The organism is Enterobacter sp. BNK-14 (genome assembly GCF_047456095.1).
In the GTDB taxonomy this organism is placed as follows: Bacteria; Pseudomonadota; Gammaproteobacteria; order Enterobacterales; family Enterobacteriaceae; genus Enterobacter; species Enterobacter kobei.
In genome coordinates, this window is record NZ_CP179897.1 from 1,991,125 (window position 1) to 2,010,439 (window position 19,315).

Consider the following 19,315-nt stretch of genomic DNA (forward strand, 5'->3'; position numbering starts at 1 on the left):
GATGCGTTGTCATTTTAAAATCAAAAACGTCCTGTTTTTACTGCCTTTATTACAGGTGGCCCATGCCGCCATACTGCCCTCAGTTCAGAACAAGCAGGAACTTGACCGCCTGGAGCGGCAGAGTAACCAGTATCTGATTGAAGAGGCGAAAAGAACGGAAGCGTTGCTGCAACAGCAGCGCGCAATTCGCGGCGAAGACGCGGAGACCGGCCTGCCGGCAAATTCATCGTGGAAGTTCAACGTAACCCGGATCGAGATCCTCGACGATCATCTGTTCGACGGATCGCCGCAGCGCGAGGAGATCGTCCAGCGCTATCTGGGTAAGGATCTTGGTAAATCTGACATTTTCACCTTAGTGAAAGAGTTAACGGATTTTTATATTTCCCGTGGCTATGCCACCACTCTTATCAGTATCGACCCCGGCAACATCAAGAGCGGTACGCTTAAGCTTCGCGTGCTGTGGGGAAAGATTAACGATTTTAAGGTGAACGGCCAGACACCGGGCCTGCGTGATAGCACGCGTCTTTTTACCGCCTACCCGTTTGCCAAAGACAAGATCCTCAATATGCAGGATGTCGACCAGATGGTTGAGAACCTGATGCGGGTCTCGGAGAGGGATAATATTAGCGTTGAACCCTCAATCATTAATGGCTATTCCGATCTTAACCTGATTCATCAGCCCTCATTTCCGATTGACGCGGCGGCGGGGTTAAATAACTCCGGGAGCAAATCAGAAGGCTGGCAGCAATATTACGGCAGCCTGACGGCAAAAAATATTGCCGGATTAAACGACATTTTTAATGCGTATTACTCGTGGAACGATCTGAAAAATAATAATGATAAACAGGACTCCTGGTCATTTAGCTACAGCGTGCCGCTGGGCTATTGGGGGTTTGATACCAGCTATTACAAATCCGAATACGAAAAAGGCATCGACGGCGGCTTCGGCATTTACGATTCCGATGGCACGTCAGAGCGTGCATCCCTGCGTATCAGCCGCATGCTGATGCGTGGCGCAACGGGCAAAACCAGCGCCTGGATGAAAGTCGAACGCCGGGATAACTACAACGGCATCGAAAACGCGCGCATTGACGTTAGCTCAAAAACCTACACCTCGCTGGCGTCGGGCCTGACCTACGTTGGCGCCATGGGCGGTGGCTGGTTCTATGGCGATCTGAGCGTCACCGCGGCGGTGCCGTGGTTTGGTTCAGCCCGCGACGGCGATAAAGACCTTGAGGGTTTCGACGTCGATTATCTGAAATACAACGGCATTGCCTCCTGGACGCGCCCGCTCGCTAAGTTTGGCCGACTCGGCATGACCTACGAGCTGAACAGCGGTTTTCAGTACACGCCGGATGTGCTGGTGAGTGATGCCAAAGTGACTATCGGCGATGAATACACCGTTCGTGGTTTCAAAGACGATAACGTGATGAGCGACAGCGGCGCGTGGATTGCCAATAGCCTGCAGTTTCCTTTCGATATTGGACTGGCCGGTATTTACCAGCTGACGCCCTATATTGGCTACGACGTTGGCTTCACAAAAGATAATTGCCCGAAAGGCGTCAATGTCTGCGACAGCCAATTCATGATGGGCGCATCAGTGGGCGTTAAAGCCACTGGCAGCCATTTCTCTTCCTACGTTATGGCAGGGTGGCCCGTTAAAAAACCAGACTCAATGGAAGAAGAAACCGTCGATAACACGGTGGTTTATTACAAAACGGAAATTAACTTCTAACAAAGGGAAGAATAATGAAAAACAAAAACACACGCAGCGGAAAAATAACCACGCGCAATTTGCATAAGCGGCTCTGCCCATTATATCTGTCTTTGGCCGGCATTTTCTCGGCCCCGGTCGATGCGGCAACCACGCCTGATAATCGTCAGTCGAAAGGCCCTACCATGGGCCAGGCGGCCAACGGCACGCCCGTGGTGAATATTGCCGATCCTAATGCGAAAGGCATCTCCATGAATAAATTCAACGAATTTAACGTTGAAAAACAGGGGATGATCTTTAACAACAGCATGCAGGACGGCGTAACGAAAATTGGCGGCTATGCGGTAAAAAACGCCCAACTGCAGCACGAAGCCAGCGCCATTATCAGCGAAGTAACGGGTGCGAAAGCGTCCTACATTAACGGCACGATGGAAGTTTTCGGTAAAAAGGCCGACATCATCATTGCCAACGAAAACGGCATTAGCGTGAACGGCGCAACCACCATCAATGCCAACAGCCTGACCCTCAGCACCGGTAAAGTGCAGGCAAATAACGACGGTTCCTATAAGCTGGCGGTCGAAAAAGGGGCGGTATCCGTCACCGGTCAGGGCATTAATACCGACGGGCTGGGCTACTTTGACATCGTTAGCCGCAGCGCGCAGCTGGAAGGCGAAATTGCCGGTAAAGCAGACATCAAAGTGCTGGCGGGCCAGAACGACTACGACCTTGCGACCCGTAGCCACACCGTGCGTAACAAAGGCGACGGACGGGGTCCGGCCGTGGCTATCGACGGTAGCGCGCTTGGCTCCATGTACGGCGGAAAGATCCAGCTAATCAGCACCGAATCCGGGGCGGGCGTCCGTCATGCCGGCGGCATTATCGCCAGCAGCGATCTCGAGATCAGTGCGGATGGCGACATTACGCTCGCCAGCCTGTCGAGCGAGAAAAATATGTCGCTCTCCGGCAAGAATATCACCCTGAACAAATCCACTTCCGGCGTTCAGGCAAAAAACGACATTATCATGAACGCCCTGGCGGGCATCACGCTGAATAACGACGTGATCGCCTCAACCGGCAAAATCCGCATTGATGCCAGCTCGCTGGTGCAAAATGCCGCCTCGCTGGTAACCAACAGCACCACCACCACCGTTCCGGCGATTCAGATTAACGTCGCGGGCCAGTATACCCTGAACGGCAAACTGCAGGCGCTGGACGCCAACGGCAAGGTCATTGCAGACGGCGTCGTGACGCTGAAAAACGGCGATTTCGTTGTGAAGGTCAACGGCGTTGAAGTGCCGTTTGCCTCGCTGATCTCGGATACCCAGGTGATCAGCCACAGCGGTGACGTACAGATTACCGCAGGCAGCATGAATAACGGCGGCGGCAGCGTCCTGGCGAAAAAAGGCACCCTGCAGTTCACCCTGAAAGAGGCCTTTGTGAACAGCGGCTCCGTCAGCGCCACGGGGGACCTGACGATTGCGTCCGGCTCACTGAAGAACGACGGCGTGCTGTACGCATCCAATAACCAGACGCTCCGCGTCGGCAACCTGGACAACAACGGCCGCATCTTCGCGGAAAAACGGCTGGTGATGAACGCCAGCGCGCTGAACAACCGTGGAAACATCGGTGCGACCACTGACGCACTGCAGGTCACCACGACCGGCAATTTGACCAACAGCGGCACCCTCGTGGGTGATGCGGCAGCCGTCAGCCTGAACGTCGGCGGCGACGTCGACAACAGCGGTAACATCATCAGCAACGAAAAAGATGTCTCCCTGACTGCCAGCGGTAAATCCATCAAGAACCAGGGCAAAATCGAGGGGAAAAACGTTACCCTGACAGCGTCCAACGCCGACGCGACGCTTGAAAACAGCGGTACGCTGAACGCCAGACAAAAAGCGCAGGTGAAAGCGGCGAAGCTGAATAACAACGGCGGAACCCTGAGCGCAGCGGGCGATGTTGCGCTGAACGTCAGTAAGCAATTAAATAACACCCACGGCGGCGAGATCCTGGCGGGAGAAAACCTTACGCTGGACGGCGCGCAGACGACTGCACTGACCAACGACAATAGCCGGATCCAGGGGAAAAACGTCACCCTGACCAACATGTCCACTCTCACCAACACGGGCGACGCCGTTCTGCTCGCGAGTGGGGCGATGGATCTGTCCGGCACAACAACGCTGACCAACTCGGCCTCCGGCATTCAGGCAACGTCCATCCTGCTGGACCACATCGGCACGCTGAATAACATCAGCGATGCTACCCTCTACAGCAGCGGCAATCTCACTCTGTCCAACATCGGTACCCTCACCAACGATGCGTCTCAGCTGGTTGCAGACGGTGCGCTGGCGATGCTGAACATCACAAACGTATCCAACACCAACAGCGCCGCGATCGTCGGTAGCGGCAGCGTAACAATCAGCAATGTGGATACGCTCCACAACAGCAACAGTGCGGTGATCCAGTCTGAGCATGCCCTCAGCATGAACAACGTGGGTACGCTGAACAACAGCACTGACGCGGCGCTCCTCGCCTCGGGCAACATGACCCTGGACGGTGTGAATACGCTGAACAATGCCTCGGTGATCCTCAGCGATGGCAGCATTACGATGCAGAACGGCGACACGCTGCACAATAACGGCGTCGTGCAGGCGGGCACCGATCTGATTATCCGCAATATCCGAAGCCTGATGAACGACGGGAGCGACCATGTGCTCATGGCCCTGCGGAACCTGACGATCGAGGATGTGGATTCCCTGACCAACTCCAGCCAGGCGGTGATCACGGCCAGCATGAACACGGTGCTGAACGCCGTTGGCGTACTGACTAACCTCTCCGGTGGGGTGATTCAGGCCGTTGATGGGGCGTTAACCGTCGCGGCAAATTCGCTCCTCAACAGCGGCAGTGAAAATGGTTCGAATTCGACTCTGGTGGCGGGCGGCGATGTGATCGTGACGTCAGAGAATGTGACCAACGAGAGTGGCGCGGCCATTGTCTCGACGGATAACAACCTGACGCTGAACGTGAAGAACACCCTTAACAACAGCGATGAAGCCGTGCTCGCAGGGGCAAAAACGACCTCGCTGAATGTTCAGACAGGCAACATCAAAAACACCACTGAAGCAGTCATTGCGGGCACAAATATTGCAGTTGCGACCAAAAACCTGCAAAACGATGCCAACGCCTCCATCACCGCCGACCGGGATCTGCAGCTGACTCTCGCCAGCCTGAACAACACGGCCGGTATTCTTGAGGCCGGACGCGATCTCACGCTTAGCGTTGACAACAGCCTGACCCTCGACGCCAATAACCAGAATATCTACGCCGGACGCGCGATGGCGATCGCCACGCACGGCGACTTTACCAATAGCACCCAGATGGAAGCGATTGGCGATTTGACCGTGAATGCAGACGGTAATTTCACCAACGCCGTCTCTATCGTGACCGGAGGCGATCTCAACGTCACCGCGGGCAATATCACCAACAATGCCGGTAGCCTGCTGTGGACGATGGGCGATATGAGTCTGGAAGCCCGTAACGGTACTTTCTTCAACGGCGTGTCGGGTAACGTGCTCAGCATGGGCGATATGTCGATTATCGCGAAGGAGATCCATAACCAGGCCGGGATCATTCGCGCAGAGAAGGACGTGAATTTAGACGCGGAATCCATCAGAAACGAAAGTAGCTATACCGGCGACGAAATCTCCATGACGGGTTATCAGAACGCCAGTGCGGTATATAGCACCGTTGAGCATCTCGCGACGAAATCTAACACCATGATTAACTTCTCAATGCCGGTTGTGACCTCGGGATTGAGACTGGATCATCAGGCCGAGATCAGCGCGGGCGGCAACATTAATATTAACCAGCGCAATATCTACGACAGAAAACAGATTACAAACAAAGGTGGTCTGATTCAGGCGGCGAAAGATATTACGGTTACCGGTGATATCTACAACTCACCGGAATACGGTGAAATGTCCATTTATGATTATCTGCAGCTGCCGTTAGAGATGCAGGGCGGGCTCACCTATCAGTGGCATTTAGGCGCCTATCATACGTCAACGTGGAACTTTGATACTCTTTACCAGTTCCTCGACTTCGAGTTTGGCAATGGCGCAGCGGCCGGTAAGACAGGCAGTGATGACCCTGAAAAAGCGCTCTGGTACAACGCCGTCGTGATGACCGGCAACGAGTCCACGCTTTTCAACAAAATGATGTCCGACATCTTCGGTGAAACCTGGCAAACCACCGACTACGGTACAATGTGCGGTATCTGGGCGAGCGTAACAGCCTCCAATAATGAGGCATTAAAAAACAATAAAACCTACTTCGTTCCTTCTGAAAAAGGCGAGATCACCGCGGGCGGTAACTTTACGCATAACGGCGGCACGCTGGATAACGGTATTGCGGACGCTGGGGTGATTAACAGCCACAGCGACGTAAGCGATATCGACGTGGGTGAATACACCGTGGATACGGTCATTGCCGGTTACGATGTCCAGGTAAATACCAAGAAAATTGACGAGCTGGCGATGGGCATTAGCCCGATGCCAACCATCAAGGATATGGTCTCCATTCCGGGCATGTTTGAAGTCTCAACCGACTTTAAGAAAACCGCCGAAGCGGAAAAAAATGGCACGGCTTATCCGGGGCCAGCCAACAATATCGTTCCGATCTTTGAAACGCGTCCGTCAATGATCGATCAGAGCGCTTACACAGGATCGGATTACTTCTTCGATCAGGTGGGCTATGACCCGCAGAAGCCGGTTAACGTTATTGGTGATAACTACTTCACCTCAGAATTGATCCGCCGTGAGATCAACAGCTCGGTGGGCAGTTTCTTTTCGATCCGTGATGGTCTGGAAGGCGACGCGCTGGTGCAGGCCCTGATGGATAATGCAGGCTTGGCAGCACAGGACAGCGAGCTGGGGCTGGTTGTTGGTCAATCCCTGACCGAGGAGCAGCGCAACGGACTGGACGCCGATATCGTCTGGTTCGTCAATCAGACGGTGAACGGCGTGGACGTGATGGTCCCGGTCGTGTACCTGTGCCCTGAAACGCTTCGTCAGATGGAGAGCGGAGACGTTAACGGCGGCACCGCGACCGTTCATGCCGGTGGCGATATGAACGTCGACGCGAACAGCATCAATAACGCCAACGGTACAATCTCATCCAAAGGCGACATGACGCTGGTCTCTGATGGGGATATCAACAACGTTAGCAACGGCATGAGCGCGGGTATCTCTGCGGGCGGCGACATCAATATGTCCAGCACCAGCGGCAATATCAATAACAACGGCGCGGCGATTAACGCTGAGGGCGACGTGAACATGTCCGCAGCTCAGGGTGACATCACCATGACGGCCAGCGTAGGGCGCGATGAGAGCGGCAAGCAGGTGATCCACGCCTTTGAGGACGGCGTTACCGCAGGCGGCAGCATTAACATGGAGGCTAAATCAATCACCTCCAACGCGTCGGATATTACGGCGGGTCAGGATGTAAGCATGAAGGCCACCGACGGCGACGTCACCTTCAATGACCTGCATGAAATTGACGCCACGCGTATCATTGATAACGACGTCAGAAGCGCGCTCAACTACACGATGTCTGATACCTCAACCACCACGGGCAAAGCCATTGGCGCGAATGTTTCCGCTGGTGGCAACATGAGTATCGAGGCCAAAAACGACGTGGTGATGGAAGGGGGGACCTACAACGCCCAGACCGGCAGCATCACCGCTGAAAATGACGTGACGATCAAAACGTCCCAGGACGTTGCTCACGAAGAACAGCACAGCTCGTCACGCGAGTTTGTCATCAGCGCGGGCGTCAGCGGCGGCGGCCAGTCGGTTAACACCAGCTACGGCACCATGGACGGCGGCAGCACCGAAACGACCTCCGGCGACTATGTCAGCGCAGGATCAGAATCCGACACCTCCGCTATCGGCAAGAAGCCTGGCCGTGCGCCGGTGAATGATACGGCTGGCTTCACGTTTGGCATGAGCACCTCCAGTGACTCGTCCGTCACCGACAGCAAAAAGAACACCAATGCCGCAATCAACTTTGGCCAGTCCGGGACGATTGAAGCCGGTAAGACCGCTGACATTGGTGGGGCGGATCTCAGCGCGGGCAATGCCCTGACCATCAACGCCGAGGACGTCGCGACCACGAAATATGAAGATGAGATGAAAAACACCTCATCCCATAAAGCGACGTCGTTTGGTATCACGGGTGAAGCCCACAGCACCCTTGTAGATACCTTTGATAAAGCCGGTAACCTGATTGAAAAAGGCACCGAAGGCCAGTCTGCCAACGCCGGAACAACGGCTGCGGAAGTGCTGGGCGAGGCCTCTAACCTGCTGCTCAACGATCTGGCTGGCGGTTCCGTTACCATTGGCGGCAGTTCGTCTAAATCGCACTCGACCTCCACCTCCACGGCGGAAAACATTAACCACATCAGCGCCAATAACGTTTCGATCAATACCAAAAAAGACACCACGTTGAACGGAACAGACATTAGCGGCCAGAACGTTGAAATTAACGCAGGGGCGATGTGAACATGAATGCGGCGAAATCCACATCCAGCTACAGCAACACCACCGAGGAGCACTCGGCGGGCATCTCGGCTGGCGTGGGCGTGGATCTCTCCGGCGTGAGCGGCGGCGCGTCTGTCGACTACAGCGGCAGCAAAGAGACCGGAACAGGCAACAGCACCAGCTACACCAACAGCACCATTACGGCAGGCGACGTCAAAATTAAGTCCGGCGGCGACATGACCATGAGCGGTGCCAACATTGACGCCAATACCGCGGACGTGGATGTTGCAGGGGATATGACCGTGAACTCCCTTCAGGATACGGTTCACACGGACAACGAGCGTGCCAACTGGGGTGCATCCGTCGGTGTAGCCGTGTCGACGAAAGGCGTGATGCCTACCGGGGCCGTTAACGGCGGCGGCTCAGAGGCTTATGACTCGGCAACCACCGCGAAGCAGTCCGGCATTCACACCACGGGGGACGTGCAGGTGAAAACCGGCGGCGACCTCAACATGGCGGGGGCCAATATCGTCTCTGATAATGGCACCGGTAACGTCAACGTTGCGGGCAATATCAACGCCAAAGACCTGCAAGATACCGTTGAGCAGGACGGCCTGTACGGCGGTGGCGGCGTAGGTATCGGTGGTTTGCCGGGTAAAAAAGGCGGCATTCCATCGGCTAACATCTACGTGGATACGGTCGATGAGATCCACCGTAACGAAACGCAGAAATCCACCATTTCCGTGGGGGGCACCACCAGCAAAGGTACGACTGGCGAGATCAACACCAACAAGGATGAGATGTCCGTTGTCACCCGTGACGAAAAAGAAGCGGGTAACAATATCTCCTATACCCTTGCGGATCCTGGTATCGGTAAGAAGAAAAAAGGCAGTTACGACGTCGATACGCCGAGCGACCACCGCAATGGCGGCGGCTCGTCGAAGCATTCAGGCGATGGCACGAAGAAGAAAGAGGATACGCCAGCGAAACCTGCGCACAGCGAAGCGGTGCCTGCCGTTACGCCGTCGAAAGCGGACAATCTTAAGCCTGCGCCAAAACCGGCTGACAGCACGACGAAGACGGATACCACCCCGTCTGGAACCGCGCACAGCGAAGCGGTGCCTGCCGTTAAGCCGTCGAAAGCGGACGATCTGAAGCCTGCGCCGAAACCGGCTGACAGCACGACGAAGACGGATACCACCCCGTCTGAAACCGCTCACAGCGAAGCGGTGCCTGCCGTTACGCCGTCGAAAGCGGATGACCTGAAGCCTGCACCGAAACCGGCTGACAGCACGACGAAGACGGATACCACCCCGTCTGAAACCGCGCACAGCGAAGCGGTGCCTGCCGTTACGCCGTCGAAAGCGGATGACCTGAAGCCTGCACCGAAACCGGCTGACAGCACGACGAAGACGGATACCACCCCGTCTGAAACCGCGCACAGCGAAGCGGTGCCTGCCGTTACGCCGTCGAAAGCGGATGACCTGAAGCCTGCGCCGAAACCGGCTGACAGCACAACGCCGAAGAAAAAATGGGACGTTCCAAATACGAATTACCCAACGCTTTCTCCGGGTTCTGCAACCGGTAAAACCGGCAAAGATATGCCGAAAACGCCTGAGCACAGAAAATGGAACGGCGACATGACCAACGGCGTGGCGCCGTCGAGCAATCCGAAAGGCACCGACGTCAAGCTCTCGCCAGGTTCGTCCACCGGTCAGACCGGCATGGACATGCCGAAAACGCCTGAGCACAAGCAGTGGAACGGCGACATGACCAACGGTGTCACGCCGTCGAGCAACCCGAAAGGCACCGACGTGAAGCTCTCGCCGGGTTCCTCCACCGGCCAGACCGGCATGGACATGCCGAAAACGCCTGAGCACAAGCAGTGGAACGGCGACATGACCAACGGTGTCACGCCGTCGAGCAACCCGAAAGGCACCGACGTCAAGCTCTCGCCGGGTTCTTCCACCGGTCAGACCGGCATGGACATGCCGAAAACGCCTGAGCACAAGCAGTGGAACGGCGATATGAGCGCAACAGCCCAGCCGAAGCAGTGGCTGCCGCTAATGGCGGAAACGCCAATTAATATCTATGCGAAGGTGACCATTACGTTCCAGGACGAACAGCTGAGTTAACCGCCCTCTCCCCGTCGTTCACCGGCGGGGTTTTCATGTAGCCATAAAAAAGGGTCTGACCACGGTCAGACCCTTTTCATATTCAGCTGGCGGAATAATTACTCGTCTTCGAGATAAGTATACCCGTACAGCCCCGCCTCAAACTCTTCCAGGAACTGCTGCTGCAATGCATCGTCGAGACCGGTGTTTTTCACCTGGTCGCGGAACTGGGTCAGCAGCGTTTTCGGATCGAGCTGAACGTATTCCAGCATGTCTGCCACGGTATCCCCCTCGTCAGACAGCTCAACTTCCACGCTGCCGTCAGGGAAGACAAACACGTCAACCGCTTCGGTATCACCGAACAGGTTGTGCATGTTGCCGAGGATCTCCTGGTACGCCCCGACCATAAAGAAGCCCAGCATCGGCGGGTTCTCCGGGTCGTACTCCGGCATTGGCATGGTGGTGGCGATACCGTCGCCGTCAACGTAATGGTCGATAGCACCGTCGGAGTCACAGGTGATGTCCAGCAGCACCGCGCGACGTTCCGGGGCGTGGTTCAGCCCTTCCAGCGGCAGAACCGGGAACAGCTGGTCGATACCCCATGCATCCGGCATCGACTGGAACAGCGAGAAGTTGACGTAAATCTTATCCGCCATACGTTCCTGCAGCTCGTCGATAATCGGACGGTGCGCGCGGTTGCTCGGGTCGAGCTGCTTCTGCACTTCATGGCACATGTTCAGATAAAGCTGCTCCGCCCACGCACGCTCCTGCAGGCTGAAGGTGCCTGACGAGTAGCCGACGTGAATATCGTGCAGATCCATCTGGCTGTCGTGCAGCCATTCGCGCAGGGAGCGACGCGTGCCCGGCTCGTGCATCTCCTGCCAGGTTTCCCACATGCTTTGCAGGGAACGCGGTGCATCATCCTGCGGCGGCGTCGCTTCGGAAATTTCGCTACGCTCAACGCCGATGATATTAGAGACCAGCACCGTATGGTGCGCGGTCACCGCGCGACCGGATTCGGTGATCACCGTCGGGTGCGGCAGGCCGTGCTCTTCACAGGCATCACCGATCGCCCAGATGATGTTATTGGCGTATTCATTCAGACCATAGTTCACCGAGCAGTCAGACTGCGAGCGGGTCCCTTCGTAGTCCACGCCCAGGCCACCGCCCACGTCGAAGCACTGAATATTCACGCCAAGCTTGTGCAGCTCAACGTAGAAACGGGCTGATTCACGCACGCCGGTGGCGATATCGCGAATATTGGCCATCTGCGAACCGAGGTGGAAGTGCAGAAGCTGAATGCTGTCCAGACGACCGCGCTCGCGCAAAATTTCCACCAGCTGCAGTACCTGGTTCGCCGCGAGGCCGAATTTGGATTTTTCACCGCCGGAGGACTGCCATTTACCGGAACCCTGAGACGCCAGACGCGCACGCACGCCGAGGCGTGGCACCACGTTAAGACGTTCAGCCTCTTCCAGCACGATCGCGATTTCAGTCATCTTCTCGATAACCAGATAGACCTTGTGGCCCATCTTCTCGCCAATCAGCGCCAGACGAATGTACTCACGGTCTTTGTAGCCGTTACAGACAATGACCGAACGGGTCATGCCCGCATGCGCCAGAACCGCCATCAGCTCCGCTTTGGAGCCGGCTTCGAGGCCCAGCGGCTCGCCGGAGTGGATAAGGGACTCAATCACGCGGCGGTGCTGGTTCACCTTAATCGGGTAAACCAGGAAGTAGTCGCCTTTATAGCCGTAGGATTCACGCGCGCGCTTGAAGGCGGCGTTAATAGAACGCAGGCGATGTTGCAGGATCTGCGGGAAGCAGAACAGTGCAGGCAAACGCTGGCCCTGTGCTTCACGGGCTTTCACCAGTTTGGCGAGGTCCACGCGCGCTTCAGGGACGTCCGGATCCGGGCAAACGCTGATGTGGCCCAGTTCGTTGACGTCGTAGTAGTTATTGCCCCACCAGGCAATATTGTATGTGCGCAGCATCTTGCTGGCTTCCTGGGAGCTCATCGCAACCTCCTGCATAGAACGTAGTACACCCTGTTCGCCCGCTGACGAAGGCGAAAAAGAAGACATGTCGTCAGACATAGCGAACCTCAACTCTTTGTATTAAGTGTAAAACAGTTGACTACTATCGCAGCGTTATACGGCGATAACAACCCATAAACGGCTCCATTTCCCAGCAGAGTATGCTGAAATCCAGACCGTGCGACCGGTTTCTTATTCATATCATTGTAAAACACGTATCCGAACTCTGTATGACAAGGTTCGGCGAAACCACGAGAAAACTCTTGTATTAACAAGAGCGCCCTTGTTCAGTTTTCACACAGCCTGACCGGCCCTGGAATCCTGAGAAGCGCCGAGATGGGTATAACATCGGCAGGTTTGCAGACTAGAAATGCGGGTTGCGGGAATCAAATGCGCGCCAGAACGGCTGCGCTGAATTAGCGGAAAACGATGGTTCATTATCTCGTATCACCTCCACGGCCGCCTCTGCTGAAACGGACCCCAAGCCAAAGCTAAAAGTTCACTGCTTAACCCGGCTGGAAGTGGCGACTCGATGAGTTCATCGAGCGCTTATTTTGTATGAGCCGCGCGCCGCGTTTTATACCGAGAAGGGGGCTAAAAAGCAAAACAAAAATGCGTGGGTTGCCAGCGCCGTCAGGAAAAATTTCCAGCAGACATTTCAACGCCGTGAGAGATGAATCAAAAAAAACTGGAAATCGGGCGAAGAAGTGACCTAAAATAGCCATCCAGATGTTAATCCATCTATACTGATTAACACTCATACTGCCAGTGTCAAAAACCTGCAGGCCTTGGTAGAATTATCTCCTTTGGCTATTCCACACAGCAGCTTGAGCTAACCAAATTCCTCTTAGGTGAAATAAAACATGGCAAAACACCTGTTTACGTCCGAGTCCGTATCAGAAGGACATCCTGATAAAATTGCTGACCAAATCTCCGATGCGGTGCTGGATGCGATCCTGGCGCAGGATCCTAAAGCGCGCGTCGCGTGCGAAACCTATGTCAAAACTGGCATGGTTCTGGTTGGCGGTGAGATCACCACCAGCGCATGGGTTGATATCGAAGAGATCACCCGTAACACGGTGCGTGAAATCGGTTATGTGCATTCTGATATGGGCTTTGATGCCAATTCTTGCGCGGTGCTGAGCGCCATTGGCAAACAGTCTCCAGACATCAACCAGGGCGTTGACCGTGCCGATCCACTGGAACAGGGCGCGGGCGACCAGGGCCTGATGTTTGGCTACGCGACCAACGAAACCGACGTGCTGATGCCAGCCCCGGTCACCTACGCGCACCGTCTGGTACAGCGTCAGGCTGAAGTACGCAAAAACGGCACCCTGCCGTGGCTGCGCCCGGATGCAAAAAGCCAGGTCACCTTCCAGTACGATGACGGCAAAATCGTTGGCATCGATGCGGTGGTACTGTCTACCCAGCATTCCGAAGAGATTGACCAGAAATCCCTGCAAGAAGCAGTGATGGAAGAGATCATCAAGCCGGTTCTGCCGACCGAATGGCTGAGCTCTGCGACCAAATTCTTCATCAACCCAACCGGACGCTTTGTTATCGGCGGCCCAATGGGTGACTGCGGTCTGACCGGACGTAAAATCATCGTTGATACCTACGGCGGCATGGCACGTCACGGCGGCGGTGCGTTCTCTGGTAAAGATCCGTCTAAAGTTGATCGCTCTGCGGCATACGCGGCACGTTATGTTGCGAAAAACATCGTTGCTGCCGGCCTGGCAGACCGCTGTGAGATTCAGGTTTCTTACGCCATCGGCGTGGCTGAGCCAACCTCCATCATGGTTGAAACCTTCGGTACCGAGAAAGTGCCTTCAGAACAGCTGACCCTGCTGGTACGCGAGTTCTTCGACCTGCGTCCATACGGACTGATTCAGATGCTGGATCTGCTGCACCCAATCTACAAAGAAACCGCGGCATACGGTCACTTTGGTCGTGAACATTTCCCATGGGAAAAAACCGACAAAGCCGCCCTGCTGCGTGAAGCTGCCGGTCTGAAATAATCGACTGACAAGAGCGTTAAAAAAGCCAGCCTTTGTGCTGGCTTTTTTTTTGTTTGGAACCGCTTACACGCCAGTCCATGTACCTCGCTTTCGGAATAATCTCTTTGCGTGATGGCATTTCTTGTGCTGTTACATTTCCTTTCAGTTAAGTCTGAAATGTATTCTTTCGCGATGCATATCACCTCATTTACCTCTATATTTTCAAAGCTTTAATAATTTTTACGGTTACACACCAGTGTAACCGATTACACCAATGTGATTAATCTCACATATTTTTACGGGTCACTCACCTACCCTTAACATCAATAAAACTGATAACCCAACTGGAGGGCATAATGCCTGACAATAAAAAACAGGGGCGTACGTCCAACAAGGCGATGACATTCTTCGTCTGCTTCCTCGCCGCCCTGGCAGGTTTACTTTTTGGCCTGGATATCGGCGTGATTGCTGGCGCCCTTCCCTTCATCGCAGACGAATTCCAGATTAACGCGCATACCCAGGAATGGGTGGTCAGCTCGATGATGTTTGGCGCAGCGGTTGGTGCTGTCGGCAGCGGCTGGCTCTCCTTCAAGCTCGGACGTAAAAAGAGCCTAATGATTGGTGCCATTCTCTTCGTCGCCGGTTCACTCTTCTCTGCTGCCGCCCCTAACGTTGAAGTGCTTATTCTTTCCCGCGTACTGCTGGGGCTGGCCGTCGGCGTCGCGTCCTACACCGCCCCGCTCTATCTCTCTGAAATTGCGCCAGAGAAAATTCGCGGCAGTATGATTTCGATGTACCAGCTGATGATTACCATCGGTATTCTCGGGGCTTATCTTTCCGATACCGCGTTCAGCTACAGCGGCGCATGGCGCTGGATGCTTGGCGTGATCATCATCCCGGCCATTTTGCTGCTGATTGGCGTCTTCTTCCTGCCGGACAGCCCACGCTGGTTTGCCGCAAAGCGCCGCTTCCACGATGCCGAACGGGTGCTGCTGCGCCTGCGCGACACCAGTGCGGAGGCGAAAAACGAGCTGGAAGAGATCCGCGAAAGCCTGAAGGTGAAGCAGTCTGGCTGGGCGCTGTTTAAAGAGAACAGCAACTTCCGTCGCGCAGTATTCCTCGGCGTGCTGCTGCAGGTGATGCAACAGTTCACCGGGATGAACGTCATCATGTATTACGCGCCAAAAATCTTTGAGCTGGCGGGTTATACCAACACCACCGAGCAGATGTGGGGCACCGTCATCGTCGGCCTGACCAACGTGCTGGCGACCTTTATCGCGATCGGCCTGGTGGACCGCTGGGGACGTAAACCTACCCTGACGCTGGGCTTCCTGGTCATGGCGATCGGTATGGGCGTGCTGGGCACCATGATGCACGTCGGCATCCACTCCCCAACCGCACAGTATTTTGCGGTAGGCATGCTGCTGATGTTTATCGTCGGGTTCGCGATGAGCGCCGGTCCGCTGATTTGGGTACTGTGTTCTGAGATCCAGCCGCTGAAAGGGCGTGATTTTGGTATCACCTGCTCAACTGCAACCAACTGGATTGCCAACATGATCGTCGGCGCGACGTTCCTGACCATGCTCAATACCCTGGGCAATGCCAACACCTTCTGGGTCTACGCCGGTCTGAACATCTTCTTTATTGTGTTGACCATCTGGCTGGTTCCAGAAACCAAACATGTTTCACTGGAACATATTGAACGTAACCTGATGAAAGGTCGTCCACTGCGCGAAATCGGCGCACACGACTAATCCTCTTGCGGGAGGCGCCTCTTGCGCCTCCCCGCTTCGCGCTTTATGCTCTGCCCCTATGAAAGCTCCCCGTCTCCCCATCGCCCTTCAGCAAGCCGTTATGCGCAGCCTGCGGGAAAAACTCGCCCAGGCGAACCTGAAGCTCGGTCGGAATTACCCTGAACCGAAGCTCGTCTATCAGCAGCGTGGCACCGCGGCGGGTACTGCCTGGCTGGAATCGTATGAGATCCGCCTGAACCCGGTGTTGATGATGGAAAACCAGCAGGCGTTTATTGAGGAAGTGGTGCCGCATGAGCTGGCTCACCTCCTGGTGTGGAAACATTTTGGTCGCGTCGCGCCGCACGGAAAAGAGTGGAAGTGGATGATGGAGGCAGTACTGGGCGTTCCGGCGCGCAGAACTCATCAGTTCGAGCTGGAATCTGTACGTCGCAATACGTTCCCCTACCGCTGCCAGTGTCAGCAGCATCAGCTTACCGTCCGCCGCCATAATCGCGTGGTCCGCGGCGAGGCGACCTACCGCTGCGTCAAATGCGGCGAACCGCTTATTGCGGAGTAATCATTTGAACATTCAGGAACTTTCCTGATCTGACTGATTGCATACAGGAAAAACATTCGTTACGTTGCGGGCTCGTTTTGACACGGAGTGTAAGATGTCCCGTAATTTTTCTCTCGCGGTCGCCTTTCTGACGACAGCGTTCTCAGGCCATGCTCTGGCCGATGGTATCAACAGTTTTTCCCAGGCCAAGGCAGCAGGCGTGAAGGTGAACGCCGATGTGCCGGGCGATTTCTACTGCGGCTGTAAAATTAACTGGCATGGTAAAAAAGGGGTCGTGGACCTGGAGTCCTGCGGCTATAAGGTGCGTAAAAACGAAAACCGCGCCAGCCGCATCGAATGGGAACATGTCGTTCCGGCATGGCAGTTTGGCCACCAGCGCCAGTGCTGGCAGGATGGCGGTCGTAAAAACTGTTCTAAAGATCCTGTCTACCGCCAGATGGAAAGCGATATGCATAACCTGCAGCCCGCCGTGGGTGAAGTGAACGGTGACCGCGGCAACTTTATGTACAGCCAGTGGAACGGTGGCGAAGGCCAATATGGCCAGTGCGGCATGAAGGTGGATTTTAAAGAAAAAGTCGCCGAGCCGCCTGCCCGCGCGCGCGGCAGCATCGCCCGCACCTACTTCTACATGCGTGACCGCTACGACCTCAACCTCTCCCGTCAACAGACGCAGTTGTTCAATGCGTGGGATAAGCAATATCCGGTGACGGAGTGGGAATGTCAGCGCGACGAACGCATCGCCAGAGTCCAGGGGAATCATAACCCGTACGTCCAGCGGGCTTGCCAGGCGCAAAAGAGCTAACCTACACTACGGCAATTCGCTTATCTCGCATGACATATGGAATTTCTGACTATGCGCATTCCTCGCATTTACCACCCTGAACTGATTACCGCAGGTCGCGAAATCGCCCTGTCTGACGACGCGGCCAACCACGTTGGCCGCGTGCTGCGCATGGGGGCTGGCCAGGCAATACAGCTTTTCGACGGCTCTAATCAGATTTTCGAGGCGGAAATCACCCGGGCGGATAAAAAAAGCGTACATGTGAATGTGTTGCGCGGTGAAGTGGACGATCGTGAATCGCCGCTGCACATCCACCTGGGCCAGGTGATGTCGCGCGGGGAAAAGATGGAATTCACCATTCAAAAATCCATTGAGCTGGGTGTAAGCCTCATTACGCCACTTTTTTCCGAGCGCTGTGGCGTTAAACTGGATGCGGAACGTCTGAACAAAAAGATCCAGCAGTGGCAGAAAATTGCCATTGCGGCGTGTGAACAGAGCGGCCGCAACCGCATACCGGAGATCCGCCCGGCAATGGACCTGGAGGACTGGTGTGCCGAAGAGGAGAGCGGGCTGAAGCTCAATCTTCATCCGCGCGCCAGCGCCAGCATTAATACGCTGCCGCTGCCCGTTGAACGTGTACGCCTGCTGATTGGCCCCGAAGGCGGCCTGTCGGCGGAAGAAATTGCGATGACGGCGCGTTACCAGTTTACTGATATTCTGTTGGGACCTCGCGTTCTGCGCACTGAGACAACGGCACTCACGGCCATTACCGCGCTACAGGTACGGTTTGGCGATCTGGGTTGAAGTATAAACGGAGAAGAACATGATTAAGCTCGGCATCGTGATGGACCCCATCGCAAACATTAACATCAAGAAAGATTCCAGCTTCGCTATGTTGCTGGAAGCGCAGCGTCGCGGCTATGAGCTCCACTATATGGAGATGAACGATCTTTACCTGATCAACGGTGAAGCCCGCGCGCGTACCCGCATCGTTAACGTCGAGCAGAACTACGACAAATGGTACGAGTTTGGCACCGAGCAGGATATTGCCCTGGCCGATCTCAACGTTATTCTGATGCGTAAAGATCCGCCGTTCGACACCGAATACATCTACTCCACCTATATCCTTGAGCGTGCCGAAGAGAAAGGGACGCTGATCGTCAATAAGCCGCAGAGCCTGCGCGACTGCAACGAGAAGCTTTATACCGCCTGGTTCTCAGACCTGACGCCTGAAACGCTGGTGACCCGCAGCAAAGCTCAGTTGAAGGAGTTCTGGCAAAAACACGGCGATATCATCATGAAGCCGCTGGACGGCATGGGCGGCGCGTCTATTTTCCGCGTGAAGGAAGGCGACCCGAACATTGGCGTGATTGCCGAAACCCTGACCGAACTGGGTACCCGCTACTGCATGGCCCAGAACTATCTGCCCGCCATTAAAGATGGCGACAAACGCGTTCTGGTCGTGGATGGCGAACCCGTACCTTACTGCCTGGCACGTATCCCACAAGGTGGCGAAACGCGCGGTAACCTGGCGGCCGGTGGACGCGGTGAGCCGCGCCCGTTGACAGAAAGCGACTGGGAAATTGCCCGCCGCGTTGGCCCAACGCTTAAAGCCAAAGGCCTGATCTTTGTTGGCCTGGACATCATTGGCGATCGCCTGACGGAAGTGAACGTCACCAGCCCAACCTGCATTCGCGAAATCGAAGCGGAGTTCCCGATCTCGATCACCGGAATGCTGATGGACGCTATCGAAAAACGTTTACAGAAATAATCTGTGACAGCGCCCGGCTTTATCCCCATACTGGGCGCTGTCGCTTTTTAAAC

General features: G+C 55.3%; 12 protein-coding genes. 9 read left to right on the forward strand and 3 right to left on the reverse strand.

What is annotated here, in order from left to right:
• The first annotated feature begins 1 nt into the window (after nucleotide 1).
• Genes ACMGGM_RS09475 through ACMGGM_RS09485 form a run of 3 tightly spaced genes read left to right on the forward strand, consistent with a single transcriptional unit; the run spans nucleotide 2 to nucleotide 10,388 of the window.
• Nucleotides 2–1,735 carry a ShlB/FhaC/HecB family hemolysin secretion/activation protein gene (locus tag ACMGGM_RS09475; RefSeq protein ID WP_023337753.1) on the forward strand — a complete coding sequence of 578 codons (1,734 nt, stop codon included), beginning with the start codon at nucleotides 2–4 and terminating at the stop codon, nucleotides 1,733–1,735.
• A 14-nt stretch (nucleotides 1,736–1,749) separates the two neighbouring features.
• Nucleotides 1,750–8,274, forward strand: a complete 6,525-nt coding sequence (locus ACMGGM_RS09480) for a filamentous hemagglutinin N-terminal domain-containing protein (RefSeq protein WP_414149169.1) — start codon at nucleotides 1,750–1,752, stop codon at nucleotides 8,272–8,274.
• Between the two features lie 2 nt (nucleotides 8,275–8,276).
• A complete protein-coding gene (locus ACMGGM_RS09485) occupies nucleotides 8,277–10,388 on the forward strand; it encodes a hemagglutinin repeat-containing protein (protein WP_414149176.1) in 2,112 nt (703 codons plus the stop codon).
• A 98-nt stretch (nucleotides 10,389–10,486) separates the two neighbouring features.
• Here ACMGGM_RS09485 and speA read toward each other — a convergent pair whose 3' ends face one another.
• From speA to ACMGGM_RS09500, 3 genes are all read right to left on the reverse strand, one after another.
• Nucleotides 10,487–12,463 carry a biosynthetic arginine decarboxylase gene (gene speA, locus ACMGGM_RS09490; RefSeq protein WP_014885182.1) on the reverse strand — a complete coding sequence of 659 codons (1,977 nt, stop codon included), beginning with the start codon at nucleotides 12,461–12,463 and terminating at the stop codon, nucleotides 10,487–10,489.
• An 8-nt stretch (nucleotides 12,464–12,471) separates the two neighbouring features.
• The gene (gene yqgB, locus ACMGGM_RS09495) at nucleotides 12,472–12,603 is read right to left on the reverse strand and encodes an acid stress response protein YqgB (RefSeq protein ID WP_127312443.1); all 132 of its coding nucleotides are present in this window, start codon (nucleotides 12,601–12,603) and stop codon (nucleotides 12,472–12,474) included.
• A 306-nt stretch (nucleotides 12,604–12,909) separates the two neighbouring features.
• Nucleotides 12,910–13,128 carry a hypothetical protein gene (locus tag ACMGGM_RS09500; protein ID WP_014885183.1) on the reverse strand — a complete coding sequence of 73 codons (219 nt, stop codon included), beginning with the start codon at nucleotides 13,126–13,128 and terminating at the stop codon, nucleotides 12,910–12,912.
• 138 nt (nucleotides 13,129–13,266) lie between these two features.
• Here ACMGGM_RS09500 and metK point away from each other — a divergent pair, with 138 nt between their 5' ends.
• From metK to gshB, 6 genes are all read left to right on the forward strand, one after another.
• Nucleotides 13,267–14,421 (forward strand): methionine adenosyltransferase, encoded by a 1,155-nt coding sequence (gene metK, locus ACMGGM_RS09505; protein ID WP_014885184.1) that lies wholly within the window; start codon nucleotides 13,267–13,269, stop codon nucleotides 14,419–14,421.
• A gap of 335 nt (nucleotides 14,422–14,756) precedes the next feature.
• The gene (galP, locus tag ACMGGM_RS09510) at nucleotides 14,757–16,154 is read left to right on the forward strand and encodes a galactose/proton symporter (RefSeq protein WP_014885185.1); all 1,398 of its coding nucleotides are present in this window, start codon (nucleotides 14,757–14,759) and stop codon (nucleotides 16,152–16,154) included.
• 58 nt (nucleotides 16,155–16,212) lie between these two features.
• Nucleotides 16,213–16,710 carry a SprT family zinc-dependent metalloprotease gene (locus ACMGGM_RS09515; RefSeq protein ID WP_014885186.1) on the forward strand — a complete coding sequence of 166 codons (498 nt, stop codon included), beginning with the start codon at nucleotides 16,213–16,215 and terminating at the stop codon, nucleotides 16,708–16,710.
• A gap of 94 nt (nucleotides 16,711–16,804) precedes the next feature.
• Nucleotides 16,805–17,512, forward strand: coding sequence for a deoxyribonuclease I (endA, locus tag ACMGGM_RS09520; protein ID WP_045134810.1), 708 nt, complete (start codon nucleotides 16,805–16,807; stop codon nucleotides 17,510–17,512).
• Nucleotides 17,513–17,563: 51 nt separating this feature from the next.
• Entirely contained in the window at nucleotides 17,564–18,295 is a 732-nt protein-coding gene (rsmE, locus tag ACMGGM_RS09525) for a 16S rRNA (uracil(1498)-N(3))-methyltransferase (protein WP_023337758.1), read from the forward strand.
• Nucleotides 18,296–18,314: 19 nt separating this feature from the next.
• Nucleotides 18,315–19,262, forward strand: coding sequence for a glutathione synthase (gene gshB, locus ACMGGM_RS09530; protein WP_023331278.1), 948 nt, complete (start codon nucleotides 18,315–18,317; stop codon nucleotides 19,260–19,262).
• The last annotated feature ends 53 nt before the right edge of the window (nucleotides 19,263–19,315 follow it).